The 19,137-nt window shown below is 41.1% G+C and carries 20 protein-coding genes; 5 read left to right on the top strand and 15 right to left on the bottom strand.

Going from position 1 to position 19,137, the window contains the following annotated elements; all coding sequences use genetic code 11:
- Positions 1-54 precede the first annotated feature (54 nt).
- The 5 genes from J7E63_RS09520 to J7E63_RS09500 all read right to left on the bottom strand — a co-directional run bounded on the left by J7E63_RS09520 (position 55) and on the right by J7E63_RS09500 (position 3,917).
- Positions 55-1,134, bottom strand: a complete 1,080-nt coding sequence (locus tag J7E63_RS09520; protein WP_215011387.1) for a hypothetical protein — start codon at positions 1,132-1,134, stop codon at positions 55-57.
- Positions 1,131-1,676, bottom strand: a complete 546-nt coding sequence (locus tag J7E63_RS09515; RefSeq protein ID WP_215011385.1) for an anti-sigma factor family protein — start codon at positions 1,674-1,676, stop codon at positions 1,131-1,133. The genes J7E63_RS09520 and J7E63_RS09515 overlap by 4 nt, the downstream gene beginning before the upstream one ends.
- Positions 1,673-2,188, bottom strand: a complete 516-nt coding sequence (locus tag J7E63_RS09510; RefSeq protein ID WP_251033448.1) for a sigma-70 family RNA polymerase sigma factor — start codon at positions 2,186-2,188, stop codon at positions 1,673-1,675. Before J7E63_RS09510 ends, J7E63_RS09515 begins: the two co-directional genes overlap by 4 nt.
- A gap of 221 nt (positions 2,189-2,409) precedes the next feature.
- Positions 2,410-3,057, bottom strand: coding sequence for a pentapeptide repeat-containing protein (locus J7E63_RS09505; RefSeq protein ID WP_215011555.1), 648 nt, complete (start codon positions 3,055-3,057; stop codon positions 2,410-2,412).
- Positions 3,058-3,134: 77 nt separating this feature from the next.
- On the bottom strand, positions 3,135-3,917 hold the full coding sequence (locus J7E63_RS09500; protein ID WP_215011383.1) for a class I SAM-dependent methyltransferase: 783 nt from the start codon (positions 3,915-3,917) through the stop codon (positions 3,135-3,137).
- Between the two features lie 232 nt (positions 3,918-4,149).
- On the opposite strand from J7E63_RS09500, the gene plsY reads away from it, so the two are divergent.
- Positions 4,150-4,770 (top strand): glycerol-3-phosphate 1-O-acyltransferase PlsY, encoded by a 621-nt coding sequence (gene plsY, locus J7E63_RS09495; RefSeq protein WP_215011381.1) that lies wholly within the window; start codon positions 4,150-4,152, stop codon positions 4,768-4,770.
- 54 nt (positions 4,771-4,824) lie between these two features.
- Here the strand turns inward: plsY and J7E63_RS09490 are convergent, their stop codons facing one another.
- Positions 4,825-5,379, bottom strand: a complete 555-nt coding sequence (locus J7E63_RS09490; protein WP_215011379.1) for a thioredoxin family protein — start codon at positions 5,377-5,379, stop codon at positions 4,825-4,827.
- Between the two features lie 226 nt (positions 5,380-5,605).
- Between J7E63_RS09490 and putP the strand changes: the two genes are divergently transcribed.
- Positions 5,606-7,084, top strand: coding sequence for a sodium/proline symporter PutP (putP, locus tag J7E63_RS09485; RefSeq protein ID WP_215011377.1), 1,479 nt, complete (start codon positions 5,606-5,608; stop codon positions 7,082-7,084).
- 34 nt (positions 7,085-7,118) lie between these two features.
- Here the strand turns inward: putP and J7E63_RS09480 are convergent, their stop codons facing one another.
- The gene (locus J7E63_RS09480; protein ID WP_215011375.1) at positions 7,119-7,664 is read right to left on the bottom strand and encodes a DUF1697 domain-containing protein; all 546 of its coding nucleotides are present in this window, start codon (positions 7,662-7,664) and stop codon (positions 7,119-7,121) included.
- A 209-nt stretch (positions 7,665-7,873) separates the two neighbouring features.
- On the opposite strand from J7E63_RS09480, the gene J7E63_RS09475 reads away from it, so the two are divergent.
- Positions 7,874-8,305, top strand: coding sequence for a VOC family protein (locus J7E63_RS09475; RefSeq protein ID WP_215011373.1), 432 nt, complete (start codon positions 7,874-7,876; stop codon positions 8,303-8,305).
- 1,036 nt (positions 8,306-9,341) lie between these two features.
- Here J7E63_RS09475 and gatB read toward each other — a convergent pair.
- The 3 genes from gatB to gatC are packed head-to-tail and all read right to left on the bottom strand — an operon-like array spanning position 9,342 to position 12,542.
- On the bottom strand, positions 9,342-10,769 hold the full coding sequence (gene gatB / locus J7E63_RS09470; protein ID WP_215011371.1) for an Asp-tRNA(Asn)/Glu-tRNA(Gln) amidotransferase subunit GatB: 1,428 nt from the start codon (positions 10,767-10,769) through the stop codon (positions 9,342-9,344).
- A 12-nt stretch (positions 10,770-10,781) separates the two neighbouring features.
- Complete coding sequence (gene gatA / locus J7E63_RS09465) at positions 10,782-12,239, bottom strand: Asp-tRNA(Asn)/Glu-tRNA(Gln) amidotransferase subunit GatA (protein ID WP_215011369.1); 1,458 nt, start codon at positions 12,237-12,239, stop codon at positions 10,782-10,784.
- Positions 12,240-12,242: 3 nt separating this feature from the next.
- Positions 12,243-12,542, bottom strand: a complete 300-nt coding sequence (gene gatC, locus J7E63_RS09460) for an Asp-tRNA(Asn)/Glu-tRNA(Gln) amidotransferase subunit GatC (protein WP_215011368.1) — start codon at positions 12,540-12,542, stop codon at positions 12,243-12,245.
- A gap of 236 nt (positions 12,543-12,778) precedes the next feature.
- Between gatC and J7E63_RS09455 the strand changes: the two genes are divergently transcribed.
- Positions 12,779-13,435: a lysozyme family protein gene (locus J7E63_RS09455; protein WP_215011366.1), complete on the top strand. Its 657-nt coding sequence runs from the start codon at positions 12,779-12,781 to the stop codon at positions 13,433-13,435.
- A gap of 38 nt (positions 13,436-13,473) precedes the next feature.
- Here J7E63_RS09455 and J7E63_RS09450 read toward each other — a convergent pair whose 3' ends face one another.
- Complete coding sequence (locus J7E63_RS09450) at positions 13,474-13,968, bottom strand: VanZ family protein (protein WP_215011364.1); 495 nt, start codon at positions 13,966-13,968, stop codon at positions 13,474-13,476.
- An 89-nt stretch (positions 13,969-14,057) separates the two neighbouring features.
- Between J7E63_RS09450 and J7E63_RS09445 the strand changes: the two genes are divergently transcribed.
- Positions 14,058-14,510: an OsmC family protein gene (locus tag J7E63_RS09445; RefSeq protein ID WP_215011362.1), complete on the top strand. Its 453-nt coding sequence runs from the start codon at positions 14,058-14,060 to the stop codon at positions 14,508-14,510.
- Between the two features lie 146 nt (positions 14,511-14,656).
- On the opposite strand, the gene J7E63_RS09440 is transcribed toward J7E63_RS09445, so the two are convergent.
- The 4 genes from J7E63_RS09440 to J7E63_RS09425 form a co-directional block, all read right to left on the bottom strand.
- Positions 14,657-15,091, bottom strand: a complete 435-nt coding sequence (locus tag J7E63_RS09440) for a YueI family protein (RefSeq protein WP_251033447.1) — start codon at positions 15,089-15,091, stop codon at positions 14,657-14,659.
- Positions 15,092-15,392: 301 nt separating this feature from the next.
- Entirely contained in the window at positions 15,393-16,676 is a 1,284-nt protein-coding gene (gene aceA, locus J7E63_RS09435) for an isocitrate lyase (RefSeq protein WP_215011358.1), read from the bottom strand.
- A gap of 46 nt (positions 16,677-16,722) precedes the next feature.
- The gene (gene aceB, locus J7E63_RS09430) at positions 16,723-18,315 is read right to left on the bottom strand and encodes a malate synthase A (protein ID WP_215011356.1); all 1,593 of its coding nucleotides are present in this window, start codon (positions 18,313-18,315) and stop codon (positions 16,723-16,725) included.
- Between the two features lie 188 nt (positions 18,316-18,503).
- Positions 18,504-19,136, bottom strand: coding sequence for an NAD(P)-binding protein (locus J7E63_RS09425; RefSeq protein WP_215011354.1), 633 nt, complete (start codon positions 19,134-19,136; stop codon positions 18,504-18,506).
- Position 19,137 lies beyond the last annotated feature (1 nt).

The raw sequence follows: 19,137 nt of genomic DNA, 5'->3' as shown, positions 1-19,137 counted from the left end.
AGGAACCCAATCCCGAACCCGATTATAGCTGCCCCTGCAATTGTTTTTCCCCACTTACTCATGCTTCTCAGCCCCCTGCTTTTGTTTGCTTCCAGATAGAAGTTTAATTCCCCCGCCAATCAACAGTAGACAAACAAGTCCCGTTTGAAAATAACCTTGAACCCAATACATCACATCGATATCAATTAACCTGCTTAACATCGGTGAAAAAGCTGGAAGCAGGACGTTCATCACTAGATAGTAGAGTCCCATCAAAACAAGCCCAATGCCGACCCATTTCTGATGGTTAAGGAAATAAGCAATAATCGGAACATCCTCCACCGTTTCTTCCCCGTACTTTGAAACCTTTTGCATCGCATCAAAAAAGCTGTAAAACCAAATGATCGGGATTAAGAACAAGAAGATACCAAGCCGTAAGATATCTAAAATATAGATAGAAAAGAGAAACGCTGCCATTAACTGAATGCCCCGGCGCTGTAAGCCTAAATAGAGGTGGCCTGCCCCTGGGAAGATCGAAAGAAAAGTCGCAATCGACTTACTCTTTTTCCCGTCCTCGCGGCGCATTTCAAAGTCTTCAAAGATCGTTCTGTCGACAAGCTCCTCACCGCGCTGCTTTTTATTTACCTGTTGAACCGCATCAAAGAATCCGTAGACCCAGATAATCGGCAGGGCTGCCATAAAGACCATAAATTCGCCGCGGTTGGAAAGTGCAGTTACAAATGTAACCATGACCCCCAGTCCCAAAAACGTTGCCAAAAGTGTTAAGCCTCTGTTCATCAGTCCAATTTGGAAGTGCCCTAGTCCCGGAATAAATGACAAAACGATGGTATAGAAGCGTTCTGAATCTTGGGAAGCCTGTGGCTGCGGCTCATCTGGGTTCGCTGCCTTCTGCGCTTTTTTATGTTTAGAAACCTGCACACCCATGTCGATAAAACTAATTAGGTAAATGAATAGTCCTAACATAAAAGTAACAATGCCAACTTCCTCATTATTCGTTACTAACCCAATGACAGTGACGAACGCCAACCCCATTACGGTCAGTAGATATAGTACTCCGCGAAACATGTTGCCGAAATATATATGACCAAGGCCTGGAAATAAGGATAAGGTCAATGCTTTTGTCGGATTTTTCATTTCTTAACTGCCTCCTTTTTTTCTAGTGAATCCATCCATGCAAAGGTTTTATTAATAACACCCTCTGTGACCGAATGCTTCTTTTTCTGAACTTGTGGTTGCGGGCTTTCTAACGAATTCGCATACGTAGCGAGCGACTGAAAAGCACCCGTGAAGGTCAACAGAATCGTCGCCGCTGCAGCCAGCAGATAATGGAATGCCGCTTGCTGATAAAAAGGTTTTTTCTTCATTATGGTTTTGGCATCATTTTTGGTGTCATTTTTGGTGTCAGGCACCGAAGGAACCATTAACATAGTGTTAAGGTGTCTAACGGTGTCAGGCACCACGATTTTTTGTTTCGAAACCTCTGCCATGACCAAATCGGTAAACTCGCTCATGTCTGATAGAATTGGAAGCGATGATTCATTTGCTCCCATCGCCATTAAGTAATGGTTGAGACATTGGTCGCACGAGTATAAATGGTCTTCTAATTCCTGCCTTGAATTCTCATTGATTTCGTCATTAACGTATTGCAACCACTCATCATAAGTGTAATGTTTCATGAAAAATCGTCCTCCTTCCAATTCTTTTTCATCCAATGGCGAGCCCGGTACAGCTTTGTTTCAATCGTTTTCACCTGTACATTTTGTTCTTCTGCCATTTGCTGATAGCTTTTTTCCGCTATGTAAAATCCATAAATCACATCACGGTAATTTTCGGGCAGTTCATCAAGCTTCTTCCTGACGAGCCTTCTTCGGTCAATTTCCATTATCTCTTTTTCAACACTATCCTTCGGTGTCCCTACTAACTGCAGCTCGAGTTCCTCCGCCACTTCCTCTCTTCGTCTCACTTGTTTTCTTTTGATATCTATCGCATGATTAACTGCTATTCGCGTCATCCACGTTTTGAAACCTTGATTTTGGTATTGGGGGAGAGAAGTATAGATTTTCATAAATACTTCCTGTGCTGCGTCTTCTGCCTCCTTTTGGTCGCGAAGAACAGCAAAGATGGTCCGGAACACATCATTGCGGTACTTCTCAACCAAAAGGCGAAAGGCGTGATCGTTGCCTTCCAACACATTTTCTATTAAGGCTGCATCGGTAATTGTTCTCTCCCCCTTTCTTTGTTGTTACTCACTTTAATAGACGACAGCTTATTGAAAAAACCCTACACTAATTTAAAAAATATTTTTTTGAATCTTTTTTATCATACCATGCTAATTTTCATGGCAGAAAAATTCCACAAGAAAAAACCGTGCGACGTCGGCAGCACGGTTTTTAGCAGATATATCGTAGATTATTCTTTAATTTCCAATCCTAATAGTTTCGCAAATCCTAGCGCCTGGTCTGCAGAAACCGTGCACCCTGCAACACTATCAAGTGAGAGATTTAAGCGGTTAAATTTACAGGTGCTGAGGTCCACTCCTTTAAGAGTGGTTCCCGTAAAATTCACATCATCAAGATCACAATTTTTAAATTCAATTTTTTTAAACTTGGCATCATAGTAATCAGCATTGCGAAGGGAACAATTTTCAAATCTCATTTCCTTCAAATCGGCATATCCAAACGAGCCCATATTCAGATTACAGCTTTCAAACAAGACATTACGAAGGGTAGCATCAGCAAGATTTAAACCTAATAGTTTAGAATCGCGAAACTCGACACGGTGGATAATTCCATCGGTAAAATCCGCATTGGATAGATCGCATCGATCAAAAATGACATCGGTTAATTGAATAAACCGAAATGATCCATCGAGAAAGGTTACATTTTTAAATACAACCTCCTCAAAAATTAGCTTTTCAATTTCCTCTTGTGAAATCGAGCAGTCGCTGATGATTGCCATGTTAATGTAAGAATCTTCTCTATCGTTAAAGTCTAATGGTGTTAAACTTGGTGGAATTTTTGGCTGTTGAATTTTTAGCTTCTGACTCAAATTGATCATCCTTTTCATAAGGCGATGTTGTTTCATCATGTGATGAGTTTATCTTTTAAGTTATTATAACGTAAATAGTAGAAGGTCTACTCACCAATTCTTAAAATACAAACATTACATTCATGTGGAATGACAAAGGATTCTTGATCTGGTATTGAACTGGCTAACTCCTCCAATGCCGCTTTTCGAACAGTTACATCTATTCCTGCCAGCCATGAAATCGACTCCATTCGCTCGATCCATTCCTGCTTTGTAAAGTTGACCCTGTAATTTAACTTATAAAAATCTCTTAGTTCGAAACCATTTGTCTGCCATTCAGCAAACCACTCGATGGGAAATCCGTTCATCCGCATCTGGGACTCTGCTTTCGAACCTGCTGGCAATAAGCCGCCTTCAACGTATTTAGCTAGCACTGCAAAGGTTTTTTCAACGGCAGGCGTGCCTGATAGAAAACCAGAATCAATAACAATTAACGTCCCTTTTGCTTTTAATATCCTTTTCATTTCTTGGATTGCCTTAGGACGATCAAACCAATGCCATGCCCTTATTACTGTGACAATATCAAACTGTGAATCTTTTAGACCTGTATCTTCTGCACTGCCCAGTTGATATGGAATGGTAAAATTCTTCGTAAGATTGAAAGCCTTTGCCTGTTCTAGCATTTCCTTTGATGGCTCAATGCCAATTACATCCGCTTTTCGTAAGGCCACTTTTCTTGTTAACACACCCGTTCCCGAGCCGATATCAGCGACTTTTTTTCCTTCAAAAAAAATATTGCGGAGATGGAGGCTATCCATTAAGGTTACGGGAATATCTTCTCTTGCGCTTGCATAGCTATTAGCAACTTGACCAAAATCAATTTGTCTCATGTTGAGCGCTCCCTTTTCTTACTAATAGTGAGAATTCAACAAAATAATACCACTGAAGTGTGATAGAATCTATAAATAACACGAATTTATAAAGAAAACTTGCCGACTGGCGAGCCGTTAGGCGAAGACAGAGGCATAGTTTCACTTATGCGAAATAAGAAAGTATGAACTTTCGCACCGAAAGTTTATTCTTTCTTATTAGCTTAAAATAATAGATGGGGGAAGGGTGCTTATGTTTTGGCTGTTGCTTCTAGCTTCCTACTTAATTGGAAGCGTTCCCACCGCCCTAATTGTAGGCAGGTTGGTGTTTGGTGTAGACATCCGGGATCATGGCAGCAAAAATCCTGGTGCAACCAACACATTGAGGGTTCTTGGTAAAAAGTCAGCTATTTTCGTCCTGCTTATTGATCTTGCGAAGGGCGCTTTGGCAGCCTACATGCCAATTTACTTCAATCTTGAGGCGGAACCCCTTTACTTTGGATTCGCTGCTGTTGTTGGACATTGCTTTCCAATTTTTGCAGGCTTTAGAGGGGGAAAGGCGATTGCTACAACTGCCGGAGCACTGTTGATTGCCAATTTTCCTTTATTAGTAATTGCCTATATTACCTTCTTTTTGGTTATTTTTTTAACAAAGTATGTATTCTTCGGCTCCATCACCGTTGGTCTAAGTATGCTCGTATATGCATTGGTTTCTCCTAATTTTGAGTTAGAACTTATCTCTTTTTTATTTACTTTTTTCTTAATTTATTTGCACCGGTCGAACATCCGTAATTTCATTCTTGGAATTGAGCCAAAAATCAGTGATAAAAATTTGCAGAACGACCGCATCCCTCCAAAGAACAGCAGTATTTAATCTGGAAGAGAAAAGGATCCCCTTGTAGTTAAAACTACTTGGGGATCCTCTTTGTTATTTTAACAGTGTCGATAGGATACTATTGGCAACGGTTTGCCAAATGGCCGCATCTGTTTGATAGGTTTCTTTAAAGCTCTTAAACATTGCCATTTGTTTCTCTTGGAAATCCTCAGCTTCTTTTTCTGGCAAAGCAGCACGCTTTTCGATTACAAATGCCTGTATCTCAGGTGCTCTTGGTCCCCAAACGCCTACTTCATTGCCTTCTTCATTGATAAAAATAAAAATTGGAATGGCTCTCGACGTGCCGTTGGTTAAATATTGGTCCATTAACTCCAAATTAGAATCGCGGAGCACAAAACGGACTTCCATCCCGGCGGCCTCAGCTATTCGCAGCAAAATTGGGTTATTCAGCATCGCATCCCCACACCAATCCTCTGAGAGGACAATCGCTCGTAATTTTTGCGGTCTTAATGCCTCGAGTTTATTTCTGTCTTCGTCCGTTAAGGTAAATTGCTTATAGATTGTAAGCATTTCATCTTTATTGGTGGTCATCGCGTTGATGTACCCATCGACAGTTAATCCTTTTTGAAACCATTGGTTTAAATCCATTTACACAGCACCCTTTCCATTTGCTTCTATAATAGTCGTTTCAAGTACACGTTACAATCGAACTGCTTAAGCAGATTCGCCAATGTTATACTACAAGTATTTTTCCCTACTTTATAAAAACATATTTTTACACTAGTAATAGAGTTTTAAAGTTGATAGAATATTTTTTATATAGGAAATATTATTAAAAGTATTTTCTACGATAACAAAACAGGGGAGGAAATATATGTCAAACGAATCACTACAACTACTCTCGATTGGAATCTATATTGCCGCTATGCTCTTTATCGGTTGGTATTCTTATCGAAAGACTAGCAATCTCACGGATTACATGCTTGGGGGAAGGTCTTTAGGACCTGCTGTAACCGCTTTAAGTGCAGGGGCTGCTGATATGAGCGGCTGGCTCTTAATGGGCTTACCTGGGGGAATTTATGTAACCGGTTTGGCAGATGCGTGGATCGCGGTCGGTTTAACGATTGGAGCCTATCTTAACTGGCTGCTAGTTGCACCTCGCTTGCGTTCTTATACTCAAGTTGCCAATGATTCCATCACGATTCCTAGCTATCTTGAAAACCGTTTTAAAGACAACACCAAACTACTCCGTATTGTTTCAGGTATTGTTATTCTTATATTCTTTACTTTTTATGTTTCTTCCGGAATGGTTTCTGGGGCTGTCTTTTTTGAGAGCTCGTTTGGCACGAGTTACCATACTGGGCTTTTGATTGTTGGCGGCGTTGTGGTTGCCTACACCCTATTTGGTGGATTCTTGGCTGTAAGTTATACAGACTTTATTCAAGGATTAATGATGCTGATTGCCCTAGCACTTGTTCCCGCCATTGGCATCTTTCACACGGGCGGTCCCGCTGAAACGTTTGAAACCATTCGAGCGATTGATCCTACTAAAATGGACTTATTAAAAGGGACAACCTTTTTAGGAATAGTTTCGGCAATGGCATGGGGCCTAGGCTATTTTGGCCAGCCGCATATTATTGTAAGATTTATGGCAATCAAAACGATCAAAGAAACAAAAAGCGCCCGTCGAATTGGTATGAGCTGGATGATTATCTCACTTATCGGTACAATTTTCACAGGATTTATTGGGATTGCATTCTTCCATAATAATCCTGAGCATGTATTAAAGAATCCGGAAGCGGTATTTATTGAATTAAGCCAGATTTTATTCCACCCACTATTCGCTGGATTTGCTTTGGCTGCCATTCTTGCTGCGATTATGAGTACGATTTCTTCCCAATTAATCGTAACTTCTAGTGCGCTTGTTGAAGATTTATACAAAATGGTGATGAACAAAAATGCTAAAGATAAACAACTTGTCTTCTTAGGAAGAATGGCGGTTCTTCTAGTTGCTGTTATTGCTGCTGCACTTGCTTTCAAGCAAAATAGCACCATATTAGACCTTGTTGCCTATGCATGGGCAGGCTTCGGTGCTTCTTTCGGACCAGTTATCCTGCTAAGTTTATTCTGGAAAAAGATTACGAATTGGGGAGCCCTTTTCGGGATGATCGTCGGTGCTGTTACCGTTATCGTTTGGAAAAATGTTGGACTTGGTGACACACTTTATGAAATTGTTCCAGGCTTTGCCTTCAATCTAATTGTAGCAGTCGTTGTCAGCTTGATCACATATAAGAAAAATGATGCGATTGAAAAGGAATTTAATGAGAGCGTTCGCCTATTAAAAAATGAATAAATTGACAAACGCTCGGATCCAATCGATCCGAGCGTTATTTATTTATCAAATCTTCTACCATGGTCGATAGTTTGATGACGGTTTTCCAGTTACGTACTGTCGCAGGAACACTTAGTTTCGGCAGCTGTGCTGCTAGTTTTGAATCTAGGATGCTCTGCCGTAAAAAAAGATAAACTTCTTTCCCTTTTGTAAAACATTCGTCCGGCTCGCTTTCGAAGCTGCGTAAATGGTCCGTTTTCACTTGGGAGGGTTCCTCTGCCAAAAAGGCTAGTTGGATACTCTCGCCTTCCTTAAGCGAATCGATAGAATAGGGGCAATCACGGATAATCTGTTCGTATTCCTCAGCTGTTCTTAAAATAACAGGGACAGGAAAACCAAATGTCTTACTTATCTCACCCTCTAATCGTTGGCTAAGTTGCTCTGCCTCATCTTTTGCTTCGAATAAAACATTTCCACTTTGAATATATGTTTTCACCTTGGTTAGGCCCATTGTTTCTAATAGACTTTTTAAATCTGCCATTTTAATCCGGTTATGCTTGCCAACATTAATTCCTCGTAACAGCGCAATATAAATTGTCATCCGTGTACCTCGCTTTATTTTTAACATCACTTTGTTTAAATCTTACCATTTATTTGCTGATTTAAACTACGAATAATCCTAAAATCTACTATCCGCAAGTTGGTGGCGGTTATCCGCAAGTTGGCTCACTCTATCCGCTAGTTAAGGAGGAGAATACTAATTTTTTGGAGAAGAGTACCACATAATAATTTTTATGGAGGGATTTATTTATGGTTCCACAAAGAGTTAGTTTGCTTACGATCGGTGCCTACGATTTACCGGTCCTTAGGAAAATTTATCAAGCTCTGGGATGGGAGGAGACAGAATTAAGCTCAGATCAATACGCTGTCTTTAAAACGGCCGGGGTCCTGCTTTCGTTATTTCCGATTGCTGAGTTAGCTAAGGATGCCGGCATTGAATTTACACAATCTCCTGGGGGCTTCCATGGTGTGACCTTTGCTATTAACGTGGATCAGCCAGAACAAGTTGACACAACGATTGAAAGCATTCGCAGCGCAGGGGCAAAAATACTGAGAAAACCTAGTGATGCCTTCTGGGGCGGACGGACAGCTTATTTTGCCGATCCCGAAAATAACCTATGGGAAGTTGCTTGGAATCCTTCGGCCATTTTTGATGAGCGCGGTGCGATGATTTCGTTTTAAAAACAAAGGGAGTATCTAAGAAGCTTTAGGTACCCTCTTTTTATTTTCAAATGATATTTACACATTAAAAGACGGTGATTTTTATAATAAATCGTTTGTAAATATGTTTTTTAATAGATTTCTACCTGTCAAATTGGATTTTAAGGACATCATTAACTTTTTAATTTCGAAAACGTAAGATTTATTTGTGAAAAACCCAATTTTATTTTCGAATCCAATTTTGTCTCACCTTAACACAGGAAATTTATCCGAAAAAACTAGTTTCATATACTAATAAAGGTCCCCTCTCATTTTTTATCAGCGGATTTGAGGGTTTTATCAGCGAATCTAGTCCATTTATCAGCGAATTCACACAGTTTATCAGCGATAAACTAGATTTTATCAGCGTATCGAAAAATAGACGAATTAAGCAGTCTATTATTTAGCCTTTATTCCTTTACATACCTCGACTATTTCCCCCCAAATACGGGACTAACCAAACGTTTGATTAAAACTAGTATCAGCCCCGGTAAATCAAAGTTTCTCTCGGTAATCATATAAATAGTTTGTCGATAACTGGGACAGCTAAGCCTTCCATTCACCTTATTTCTCTTTAAATTTACACCCTTCGACCAACTGCAAACTAATCAAACGTTTAATTAAATAGGCGGAGTAGCCCTCCCACTCAACCTTTTACTCCTAAATCCGGAAAAAAGATTGTTGAATTTACACTGCTCCAAAAAACTAACCAAACGTTTGATTAGTTAGCCACGACGCCATATAAACAAAGGGTTTCAGCCATTTATTGTGAAAATCCTTTGTCGACTCGAGCGATAATTTACCTCTAATAAGATAAAAAACAAGTCGATATTTGGATTTCCTTAGGGAAACTCTTATGCTTCGACACGATACCTAATCATTCGTTACTAACCAAACGTTTGATTAGTCTCGGGATAAACCCTTTTAAGAAAAGGATTTTTTCCCGGGAAATTGCGAAAAGAATGTCGAAACACGCAAACCATAAAAAAACTGGCAGAATTGACTCTGCCAGCTTCGTTTAACGTTTTTGTAATTCTTGCTGCAATAACTGATTGACCATCTGCGGATTGGCCTGACCCTTAGTTGCTTTCATTAATTGCCCAACTAGGAAGCCCACCGCTTTATTTTTCCCATTCTTAAAATCTTCAATCGATTGCGGATTCGCATCCAGCACTTCAGAAATAATTTTGAGAAGTGTTCCCTCATCGGAAATCTGGACAAGCCCCTTGTCCTTCACAATTTGCTCGGCATCGCCGCCGTTTTCGATTAATTCTTTAAAAACGGTTTTCGCGATTTTCGAAGAAATTGTTCCGTTTTCGATTAGCTTAATCATGCTTGCTAGACCTTCTGGTGTTAAGGCTACTTGATGAAGCTCTTTTTGCTCAGCATTCACGTAGGCAGAAACATCCCCCATGATCCAGTTCGAGGCAAGCTTCGCATCCGCACCGCCATTAACTGTCTCCTCGAAGAAATCAGCCATTTCTTTCGTTACAGTTAACACCTTCGCGTCGTAAACTGGTAAGCCAAGCTCTTCTACATAACGCTTTTGACGCTGGTCTGGCAGTTCAGGGATTTCGGCACGAATTCGATCTTTCCAATCCTCATCAATGTACAAATCCATTAAATCCGGCTCTGGGAAGTAACGATAATCATCGGAACCTTCTTTGACCCTCATCAACAAGGTTGCCCCAGTGGCTTCATCAAAGCGGCGTGTTTCTTGATCAATCGTTCCACCGGCCGACACTACTTCGCGTTGACGCTTCTCTTCGTATTCAAGCCCTTTGCGGACAAAATTGAATGAGTTCAGGTTTTTCAATTCTGTTTTCGTTCCGAATTCTTCTTGTCCAACGGGACGAATCGAAATATTTGCGTCACAACGAAGTGAGCCCTCTTCCATTTTACAATCCGAAACGCCTGTATATTGGATAATGGATTTTAATTTTTCAAGATAGGCATAAGCTTCATCAGGAGTGCGAATATCCGGTTCAGAAACGATTTCAACAAGCGGAGTACCCTGACGATTGTAATCGCATAATGAATATCCTTTGCCATGGTTCAGCTTTCCTGCATCTTCTTCCAAATGAATTCGCGTAATTCCAATCCGCTTCGTATAGCCATTTACCTCGATATCAATCCAGCCATGTTCCCCAATTGGCTTGTCAAACTGGGAAATCTGATAGGCCTTGGGATTGTCCGGGTAAAAGTAGTTTTTGCGGTCAAACTTTGTGTGGGTCGCAACCTCGCAATTAATGGCCATGGCAGCTTTTATCCCAAATTCTACCGCTTTTTTATTAAGGACAGGTAAAACTCCTGGGTATCCCAGGTCAATCACACTTGTATTTGTATTCGGTTCAGCTCCAAAATGATTGGGGCTCGCCGAGAAAATTTTTGAATCTGTTTTTAACTCAACATGGACCTCAAGTCCAATCACTGTTTCAAATTCCACGGTCTTCACCCCCTATAATCCAGGTTTCTGTTTATGATAGTCTGTTGCCTGTTCAAATGCATGTGCTGTCCGATAAATTGTTGCTTCATCAAAATACTTGCCGATGATTTGTAAGCCTAGCGGCAACCCGCCATCAAAGCCACACGGAACCGAAATTCCTGGTAAGCCTGCAAGGTTCAATGGAATCGTTAAAATATCATTGGCATACATCGTTAACGGATCCTCGATTTTTTCACCAATTTTAAAAGCCGGCGTTGGTGTAGTTGGTCCGATAATCACATCATACTTGGCAAATACATTCTCATAGTCTTGCTTGATTAATGTCCGAACTTGCTGCGCCTTTTTGTAATAAGCATCATAGTAACCTGAGCTTAGTGCAAACGTTCCAAGCATGATCCGGCGCTTTACTTCATCACCGAAACCTTCTGCTCGTGTTTTTTTATATAAATCAATTAACGTTTCCGCATCCTTTGTACGATAGCCATAACGGACTCCGTCGAAACGGGCGAGGTTCGCCGAGGCTTCTGATGACGAAAGCAAATAGTAAGCGGCAAGTGCATACTTCGAGTGCGGCAGGGAAACTTCTTCCCAAACTGCGCCAAGACTCTCGAGCACCTTTAATGCATTTAAGACGGATTGTCGGACGGATTCGTTGACACCTTCACCAAGATACTCTTTTGGTACTGCGATTCTAAGACCCTTTACGTCACCAGTTAAGGCACTAGCAAAGTTGGGTACGTCCACATTTGCTGAGGTTGAATCCATTGGATCCAGGCCGGATATCGCTTGAAGCAGGTAGGCATTATCCTCAACGGTTCTTGTAATCGGTCCAATTTGATCAAGTGATGACGCAAAGGCTACAAGGCCAAAGCGGGAAACACGACCATAGGTTGGCTTTAAGCCTACGACACCACAAAAAGAAGCTGGCTGACGGATCGAACCACCCGTATCAGAACCTAGGGAAAATAGGACTTCACCTGCTGCAACAGATGCTGCTGAACCGCCTGATGAACCACCTGGAACCGTCTCAAGATTCCATGGATTCCGTGTCGTTTGATAATGGGAATTTTCGTTTGAAGATCCCATTGCAAATTCATCCATATTTAACTTCCCAATCGTTACCGTTTCTGCCTGCTGCAGTTTCTGAACGACGGTGGCATCATAAATTGGATCAAAGTTTTCGAGAATTTTACTCGCACAGGTTGTCCGCAGTCCTTTTGTAACCATGTTATCTTTTAAGCCAATCGGCATCCCGAATAACAAACCTTTTGCCGCATCCGTGTTAAGTTTCTCATCTAATGCTTTTGCTGATTGACGGGCGCGCTCTTCATCTAATGTTAAAAATGCCTGAACTTTGTCCTCGACTTGTCCGATTCTCTTGTATGATTCTTCAACAAGATCGGATACATTTAGTTCCTTTTTATGTAGCAGCTCATGTAGGTCTGCAACTTTATAATCAAATAAACTCACGTTCTAATCCTCCTTCCCCATAATCGATGGTACTTTAATCTGTCCATCCTGATGTTCAGGCGCATTTTTTAGTACCTCTTCAATTGCTAGTCCTTGTTTGGATTTATCTTCACGTAAAACATTTTTCATATCCAGCACATGGTATGTAGGTTCCACATTTTCCGTGTCCAATTCATTTAACTGCTCAGCAAAGGTAATAATCGCATCCAGTTGCTTTGTAAACTTTTCTGTTTCTTCTTCTGTTATCGCCAAGCGTGCCAGGTTGGCTACATGCTTAACCTGCTCATTTGAAATTCGTGACATATCATAACCCCCAATCCCATTTGTCTTGTCATATCAATACTAATGATGATACCAAACTTTTCCGCATTACCGCAATGATTCCACTATCAGTATTGGCAAGCAAATCAATTTTTGTTCAAACTTTTGAAAATTAAATCTATTTTTCTCTTAATAATGCAAATATTTTTTCTAATAAGTTCATCACAGACATTCTTGCCAACTTCCCTTATAATGGTCATGGATGGGAGGGTTTCTGAATGAAGAAACGAAGACGGAAGAAATTCAAACTCTTTTTGATGCTGTTTATGCTTTTTTGCGGATTGGCTATGTTCCAAAATTATTTTCAACAACCAGATTCCCTGCCTCTTGAAAAATCTGATCCATTTGCTGATGTAATAAAATATCGTCCCTTAATACATGATGAATTAGCGAAATATAATCTCGAAACTCATACGACAGTTCTTGTCGCCTTAATGCAGCAGGAAAGCCGCGGCAAAGGCGGGGATCCTATGCAGTCGTCGGAATCGGCTGGGTTAGCAAGAAATACAATTACAGATCCGAAAAAAAGCATTCAGGTTGGGGTTAAACATTTTCAGCGCGTTCTTACTTATGGGAATCAGAAAAAGGTCGATTTTCAGACTATTATCCAGTCCTACAACATGGGAATTGGTTACATTGATTTTGTTGCACAGCACGGCGGCAAACATAGTGAGGCATTGGCGAAGGAATTCTCACTGCAGCGGGTAAAAGAAAAGCCAACCATTTATACATGTGGCGGCAATAAAGATAATTTCCGCTATCCATACTGTTATGGTGATTTTACCTATAGCACAAAGGTAACGAATAATATTCAATTGTTAGCAGATACCGTTCCAGTAAACGGCACCGAAAAAACCACCAGTGGATCTTTTTGAAGATTCTCGGTGGTTTTTGTTTACTTTGAAACTGCCCTCTAATATTGCCTTATGTTCATGTTCTTCTTTTTCAAATGGGCGATCAAAAAAACGAGCTTAATAGGCAGGTAACCAAGAATTCCACCAGCCGTATTTAAAATTAAGTCGTCCACATCAAAGCTGCCAAATTCAAATACGAGCTGCAACAGTTCGAACGTTAGACTTAAGCAAAAGGTAGCAAAGGTGACAGCGCTGATTTTTTGAAATTTTTTTGCCAGCAATGGTAAGATAAATCCGAACGGCATAAAACCGATGACATTCCCTGCTAAGTTCTCAATTCGAATACTAAGATTGATATCTGCTAAAAACAGATAAAATTTAATGGTTTTAAAGGGGACGAAATTATTCGACCGCCAGTGGTATTCATCATAGGTAAAGTTAAAATGATTAATAATCTCAGATAACGGGATATATTTAAACAAAATTAATTTTGAAAGAATCGCTAAATATAAACAAAGAATTAGGAAAAGGGTAATTTTAAAAATAATTTTCATTATCACTGCTCCATTTTTTACGTATCAAATTAACCATACCATATTTTCCAAATAACGTGGGGGCAAAACTAAAATTGGAGGAAATTAGAATGGCAGAACATGTTTTTCACTTAAAGGCGAACTGGCCGGGATTACGGAATGATGTCGGAGAGATTGAAGCAGGGAATCTAAAAACAAAGATTTCCATCCCACTAGGAATGGAAGGGCCGGGTGTCGGCACTAATCCAGATGAGATGCTGCTCGGGGCTGCCGCGACCTGCTATATTATCACACTTGCAGCCATGATAGAACGTAGTCATTTGCAGAAGGAGACTCTAATGATGGAGTCTGAAGGAATTGTGGATGTCACCAATGGGGTTTTTACGTATAAAAAGATTATTCATCGACCACATATAGTCTTGAAACCAGGTGCATCCGAAAAAGAAGTGGCGATGGCTAAGAGACTCGCAAAAAAAGCGGAGACTTCTTGCATGATCAGTCGCGCCATTCAGGGAAATGTTGAAATAGAGCTTCAGGCAACGGTGGAAGTGGCAGCTGGATGAAAACAGAGGAGTGTATAGTGTCATAAAGACAGTTGAAGGTTGGGCATGAGGTATTTTGTCCTTATGAACTCCTCATAAGGACAGTTTGGGCTCTGGCTTGATGATTTCCGGTGTTAAAGGCGTATGTTCTCTGAAATCACATCTGCTTATTTTTTAAAGATTTTTGAAAAAAAGCCCTTGCTCTTTTTAACTTCCTGCAGCTGGGCAGGTACCTTCTTGGTTATATAGATATCTTCCTTATCAATTGCATAATCCATAGCTAACACCAAGCCGATTTCCGTGTCGTGCTCTTTATTGGTCACAATAGTATGTTCAATCTTATATTTTGTGGCCAGCTTTACATATTTGGAAAGGGCCTCGTAATTCATGTTTCCATTTAAGAAAAGATGGGACTGGGGCTTTTCATTCATATGCTGCTCCACTTGGGGATATACTTCATTTTCTCCCACTTGGCTTTTCTTAAGGGCAATAACAATCCGCTCTCTTAAAGTTCCTAAGAATTTCCGCCGCTCATCTGGTTTTGTTTCAAGTGGTCCATAGATACCTTGCTGTAAGACCTCATCAACGGTTGTCTTTTTCAACTCAATCAACTCCATAAAAAGGCTATTATTATCTATGAAGATACATTAAAAAACGTTCCGTTCCAAAAAGTGGGTTCAGTAGCTTGTAAATTTAACTATACGCAAGTTGGATCATCTCATCCGCAAGTTGGATCCCCTTATCCGCAAGTTGGACCATCTCATCTGCAAGTTGGATCACCTTATCCGCAGGTTGGATCCCAATTCCCCACCTATCCGACAGTAAACCACTAATTTATTCATATACCCACCAACAAAAAATCCCTCCCTCCAATAGGAGAGAAGGATTCCGCCCTGCTGATACCTAGTTTTTTCCTGTAAATTGTTCTGCCTCAGTCGAACCTTTTAATGCGGTTGTTGATGATGTTCCACCGGTAATGACCATAGATACTTGGTCAAAGTAACCTGTACCAACCTCACGCTGGTGACGTGTGGCTGTGTAGCCGTATTGCTCGCTGTCGAATTCCGCTTGCTGCAATTCGGAGTAAGCTGCCATGCCGCGCTCTTTATAGCCGCGAGCAAGTTCGAACATGCCATGGTTTAGGGCGTGGAAGCCAGCAAGAGTAACGAATTGGAACTTGTAGCCCATTTTTCCAAGTTCGACTTGGAATTTCGCAATTGTTTCTTGATCCAATTTCTTTTTCCAGTTGAAAGATGGCGAACAGTTGTATGCGAGCAACTTGCCTGGGAATTGCTCATGGATCGCTTCTGCAAATTGTCTTGCTTCCTCAAGATTCGGCTCAGAAGTTTCGCACCAAACAAGATCCGCATATGGTGCATATGCTAGACCGCGAGCAATCGCCTGGTCAATCCCCGCCTTAACACGATAGAATCCTTCTCCAGTACGTTCACCCGTAATAAAAGGTGCATCATTCATATCGATATCACTTGTAATTAAATCCGCCGCGTTGGCATCGGTACGAGCAACTAGTATCGTAGGAACACCCATAACGTCAGCAGCTAAACGAGCGGCTATCAAGTTACGAACCGCCGTTTGGGTTGGCAGCAATACTTTTCCCCCTAAATGGCCACACTTTTTCTCGGAAGAAAGCTGATCTTCAAAGTGGACACCTGAAGCACCGGCTTCAATCATGCCTTTCATTAGTTCGAAACAGTTTAATTGGCCGCCAAAACCGGCTTCTGCATCAGCGATAATTGGAGCAAACCAATCAATTGAGTTGTCGCCCTCTGAATGGGTAATCTGGTCTGCACGTTGAAGCGCTTGATTAATCCTTTTGACAACACTTGGTACACTATTTGCTGGGTATAAGCTTTGGTCAGGGTACATGTGTCCGGACAGGTTTGCATCGGCTGCTACCTGCCAACCGCTTAGGTAGATCGCTTTTAGTCCTGCCTTAACTTGCTGGACTGCTTGATTTCCTGTTAATGCTCCAAGGGCATTTACATAGTCTTCTTCATTTAATAGCTTCCAAAGCTTTTCAGACCCTTTTCGAGCCAACGTATGCTCAATATCAATGGATCCGCGTAGCTTGATAACATCCTCGGCAGTATATGGTCTTGTAATCCCTTTCCAACGGCTATCCATTTCCCAGCTTTCTTGTAATTGTGCTATTCTTGAATTTGTCATTTTATATTCCTCCTATTAATCTATTAAGTATTTTTTATAAAAAAATCTAGATAAGCTCATATCCCGGCAGGGTTAAAAATTCAGCAAAATCATCATTTAAAATCAAACGGTCAAACAGTTCAACTGCTTCATCAAATCGACCGCCTTCAAATGCCTGCACACCAATTTCCTGTTTTATTTTTCCTAATTCCTCCACCTTATATTGCTCATACATCTCCACAGTGACTTTCCGTCCGTCGTTCAGAATCCCTTTAGGGTGGCGAATCCACTGCCACAGCTGGGCTCGTGAAATTTCTGCAGTTGCAGCGTCCTCCATTAAGTTGTGAATAGGGGCTGCACCACTTCCACTTAGCCAGGAAGCCACATATTGAATCCCAACATTTATATTCAAACGAACGCCTTCTTCAGTAATCGTTCCACCTGGTGATTCAAGCAAATCTTGGGCAGTCACACTGATTTTCTGTTGCTTAAGTGTATGAATTTGGTTTGCAATCGGCATTTCACGGTTGAAAACTTCCAGGGCTATCGGAACAAGACCTGGGTGTGCCACCCATGTTCCATCATGACCATCACGGGCTTCACGCTCCTTATCAGCGCGGACTTTTGCAAAAGCCTCCTCATTAGCAGCCGGATTATTGCGAATCGGAATTTGGGCTGCCATTCCTCCGATTGCCGGTGCCTTGCGGCGGTGACAGGTTTGAATCGTTAATAACGAATACGAACGCATGAATGGTACTGTCATCGTTACCTGTGATCGATCCGGTAAAATGACATCCTTGTGGTTACGCAGCTTTTTTAAGTAACTGAAGATATAATCCCATCTTCCACAATTCAATCCTGCAGAGTGTTCCTTTAGCTCAAATAAAATCTCATTCATTTCAAATGCGCCCATGATGGTTTCTAGTAAGACAGTCGCTTTAATGGTTCCATTCGGAATCCCAAGCTTCTCTTGCGCAAATACAAATACATCATTCCAAAGCCTTGCCTCCAAGTGACTTTCCAGCTTCGGCAGGTAAAAATATGGACCTGTTCCCCTCTCAAGTAACTGTTTCACATTATGGAAAAAGTACATCCCAAAGTCGAAGAAACTTCCTGAAATAGGCTTGCCATCTAGTAAAATATGTTTTTCTTCTAAATGCAGGCCGCGTGGTCTAACAAACAGAACAGCTGTTTTTTCATGTAGTTCATATTTTTTACCGTTAGGATTTTCAAAGGAAATCGTCCGATTTACTGCATCTCTTAAGTTGATTTGTCCTTCGATGATGTTTTCCCATGTCGGTGAAGTGGCGTCTTCACAATCAGCCATAAAAACCTTTGCACCAGAGTTTAAAGCATTGATGACCATTTTTCGATCGGTCGGGCCTGTAATTTCTACCCTGCGATCTTGCAGGTCATCCGGCAGCGGAGCAATGGTCCAGTCACCATTCCGAATATGTTTTGTCTCAGGGAGAAAATCTGGCAATTTCCCATCATTAATTTCGGCTTGGCGTTTTTGCCTGTACTGTAACAGTTCAATTCTTCTTTCGCCAAACTTTCGTTCTAGCGCTTCAATAAAATTTAATGCCTCTGGTGTTAAAATCTCTTCGTACTGGGCTCTCATTGCCCCAACCACTTCAATACCTGTCGTTTGCGTCGACATGAACTACATCACCTCTTTGTTATAATACAGCAACTATCTACGTTTTGTATTATATAACACTGATTTTAAAAATGGAACCACTTTTCAGAAAATTTTATAAAAATAGGTAAATACTCCCTGTCCTCTGATTTTTCAAAAGGAAAAGTCCATAAAAAAAAGGACGTCATCGACATCCTTTTTTGCAGTCATTATTGGCCCGTTTCGTTAAGAAGCGTTTCATATAATCTAATAAAGTCATCTTCCCGATTATCACTAGTTAAAAACTCCGAACTTACAATGGTTTTTAATAGTTTTCTCTTCAAAGAAGCATTTTCCACTTCTTTCAGAATCCATTTTCGTTTTGAAAAAAGAAACTCAAGATAGCCCTCGTAGGAATCATCAAACTGCTCCTTGAGCTGCTCCCGAATTTTGCTGGCGAGAGATGGACTCGCACCTCCTGTTGAAACGGCAATGCTCAACAGTCCACGTTGAAAATGGGCTGGGACATGGAAATTGGAGCGATCTGGATCGTCTGCAATCGTTACAAGCTGATGGGGTGCTGCTGAACTTCTAATCAACTGATTTATTTCTCGAACATTCGTCGCAGCAAAAATCATGAATGCATCCTTTATGTCGCTCGCAAAAAAAGACTTTTGCTTCCAAACAATTTTCCCCTCACGATGAAGCCTTTGGATTTCATCCGTTGCCTCCGGGCTGACGATTACGATTTCTGCACCCGTACCAAGCAGTCCCGTCACTTTTCGCTCGGCAACTTTCCCGCCCCCAACAATGACGACTGTTTTTCCTTCTAACCTTAGGATTACAGGATAGCCTGAATTCATC

This window comes from Bacillus sp. ISL-75 (genome assembly GCF_018613095.1).
The sequence above is the reverse complement of the archived record's forward strand: the minus strand, read 5'-3'. Positions and strand labels throughout refer to the sequence as shown.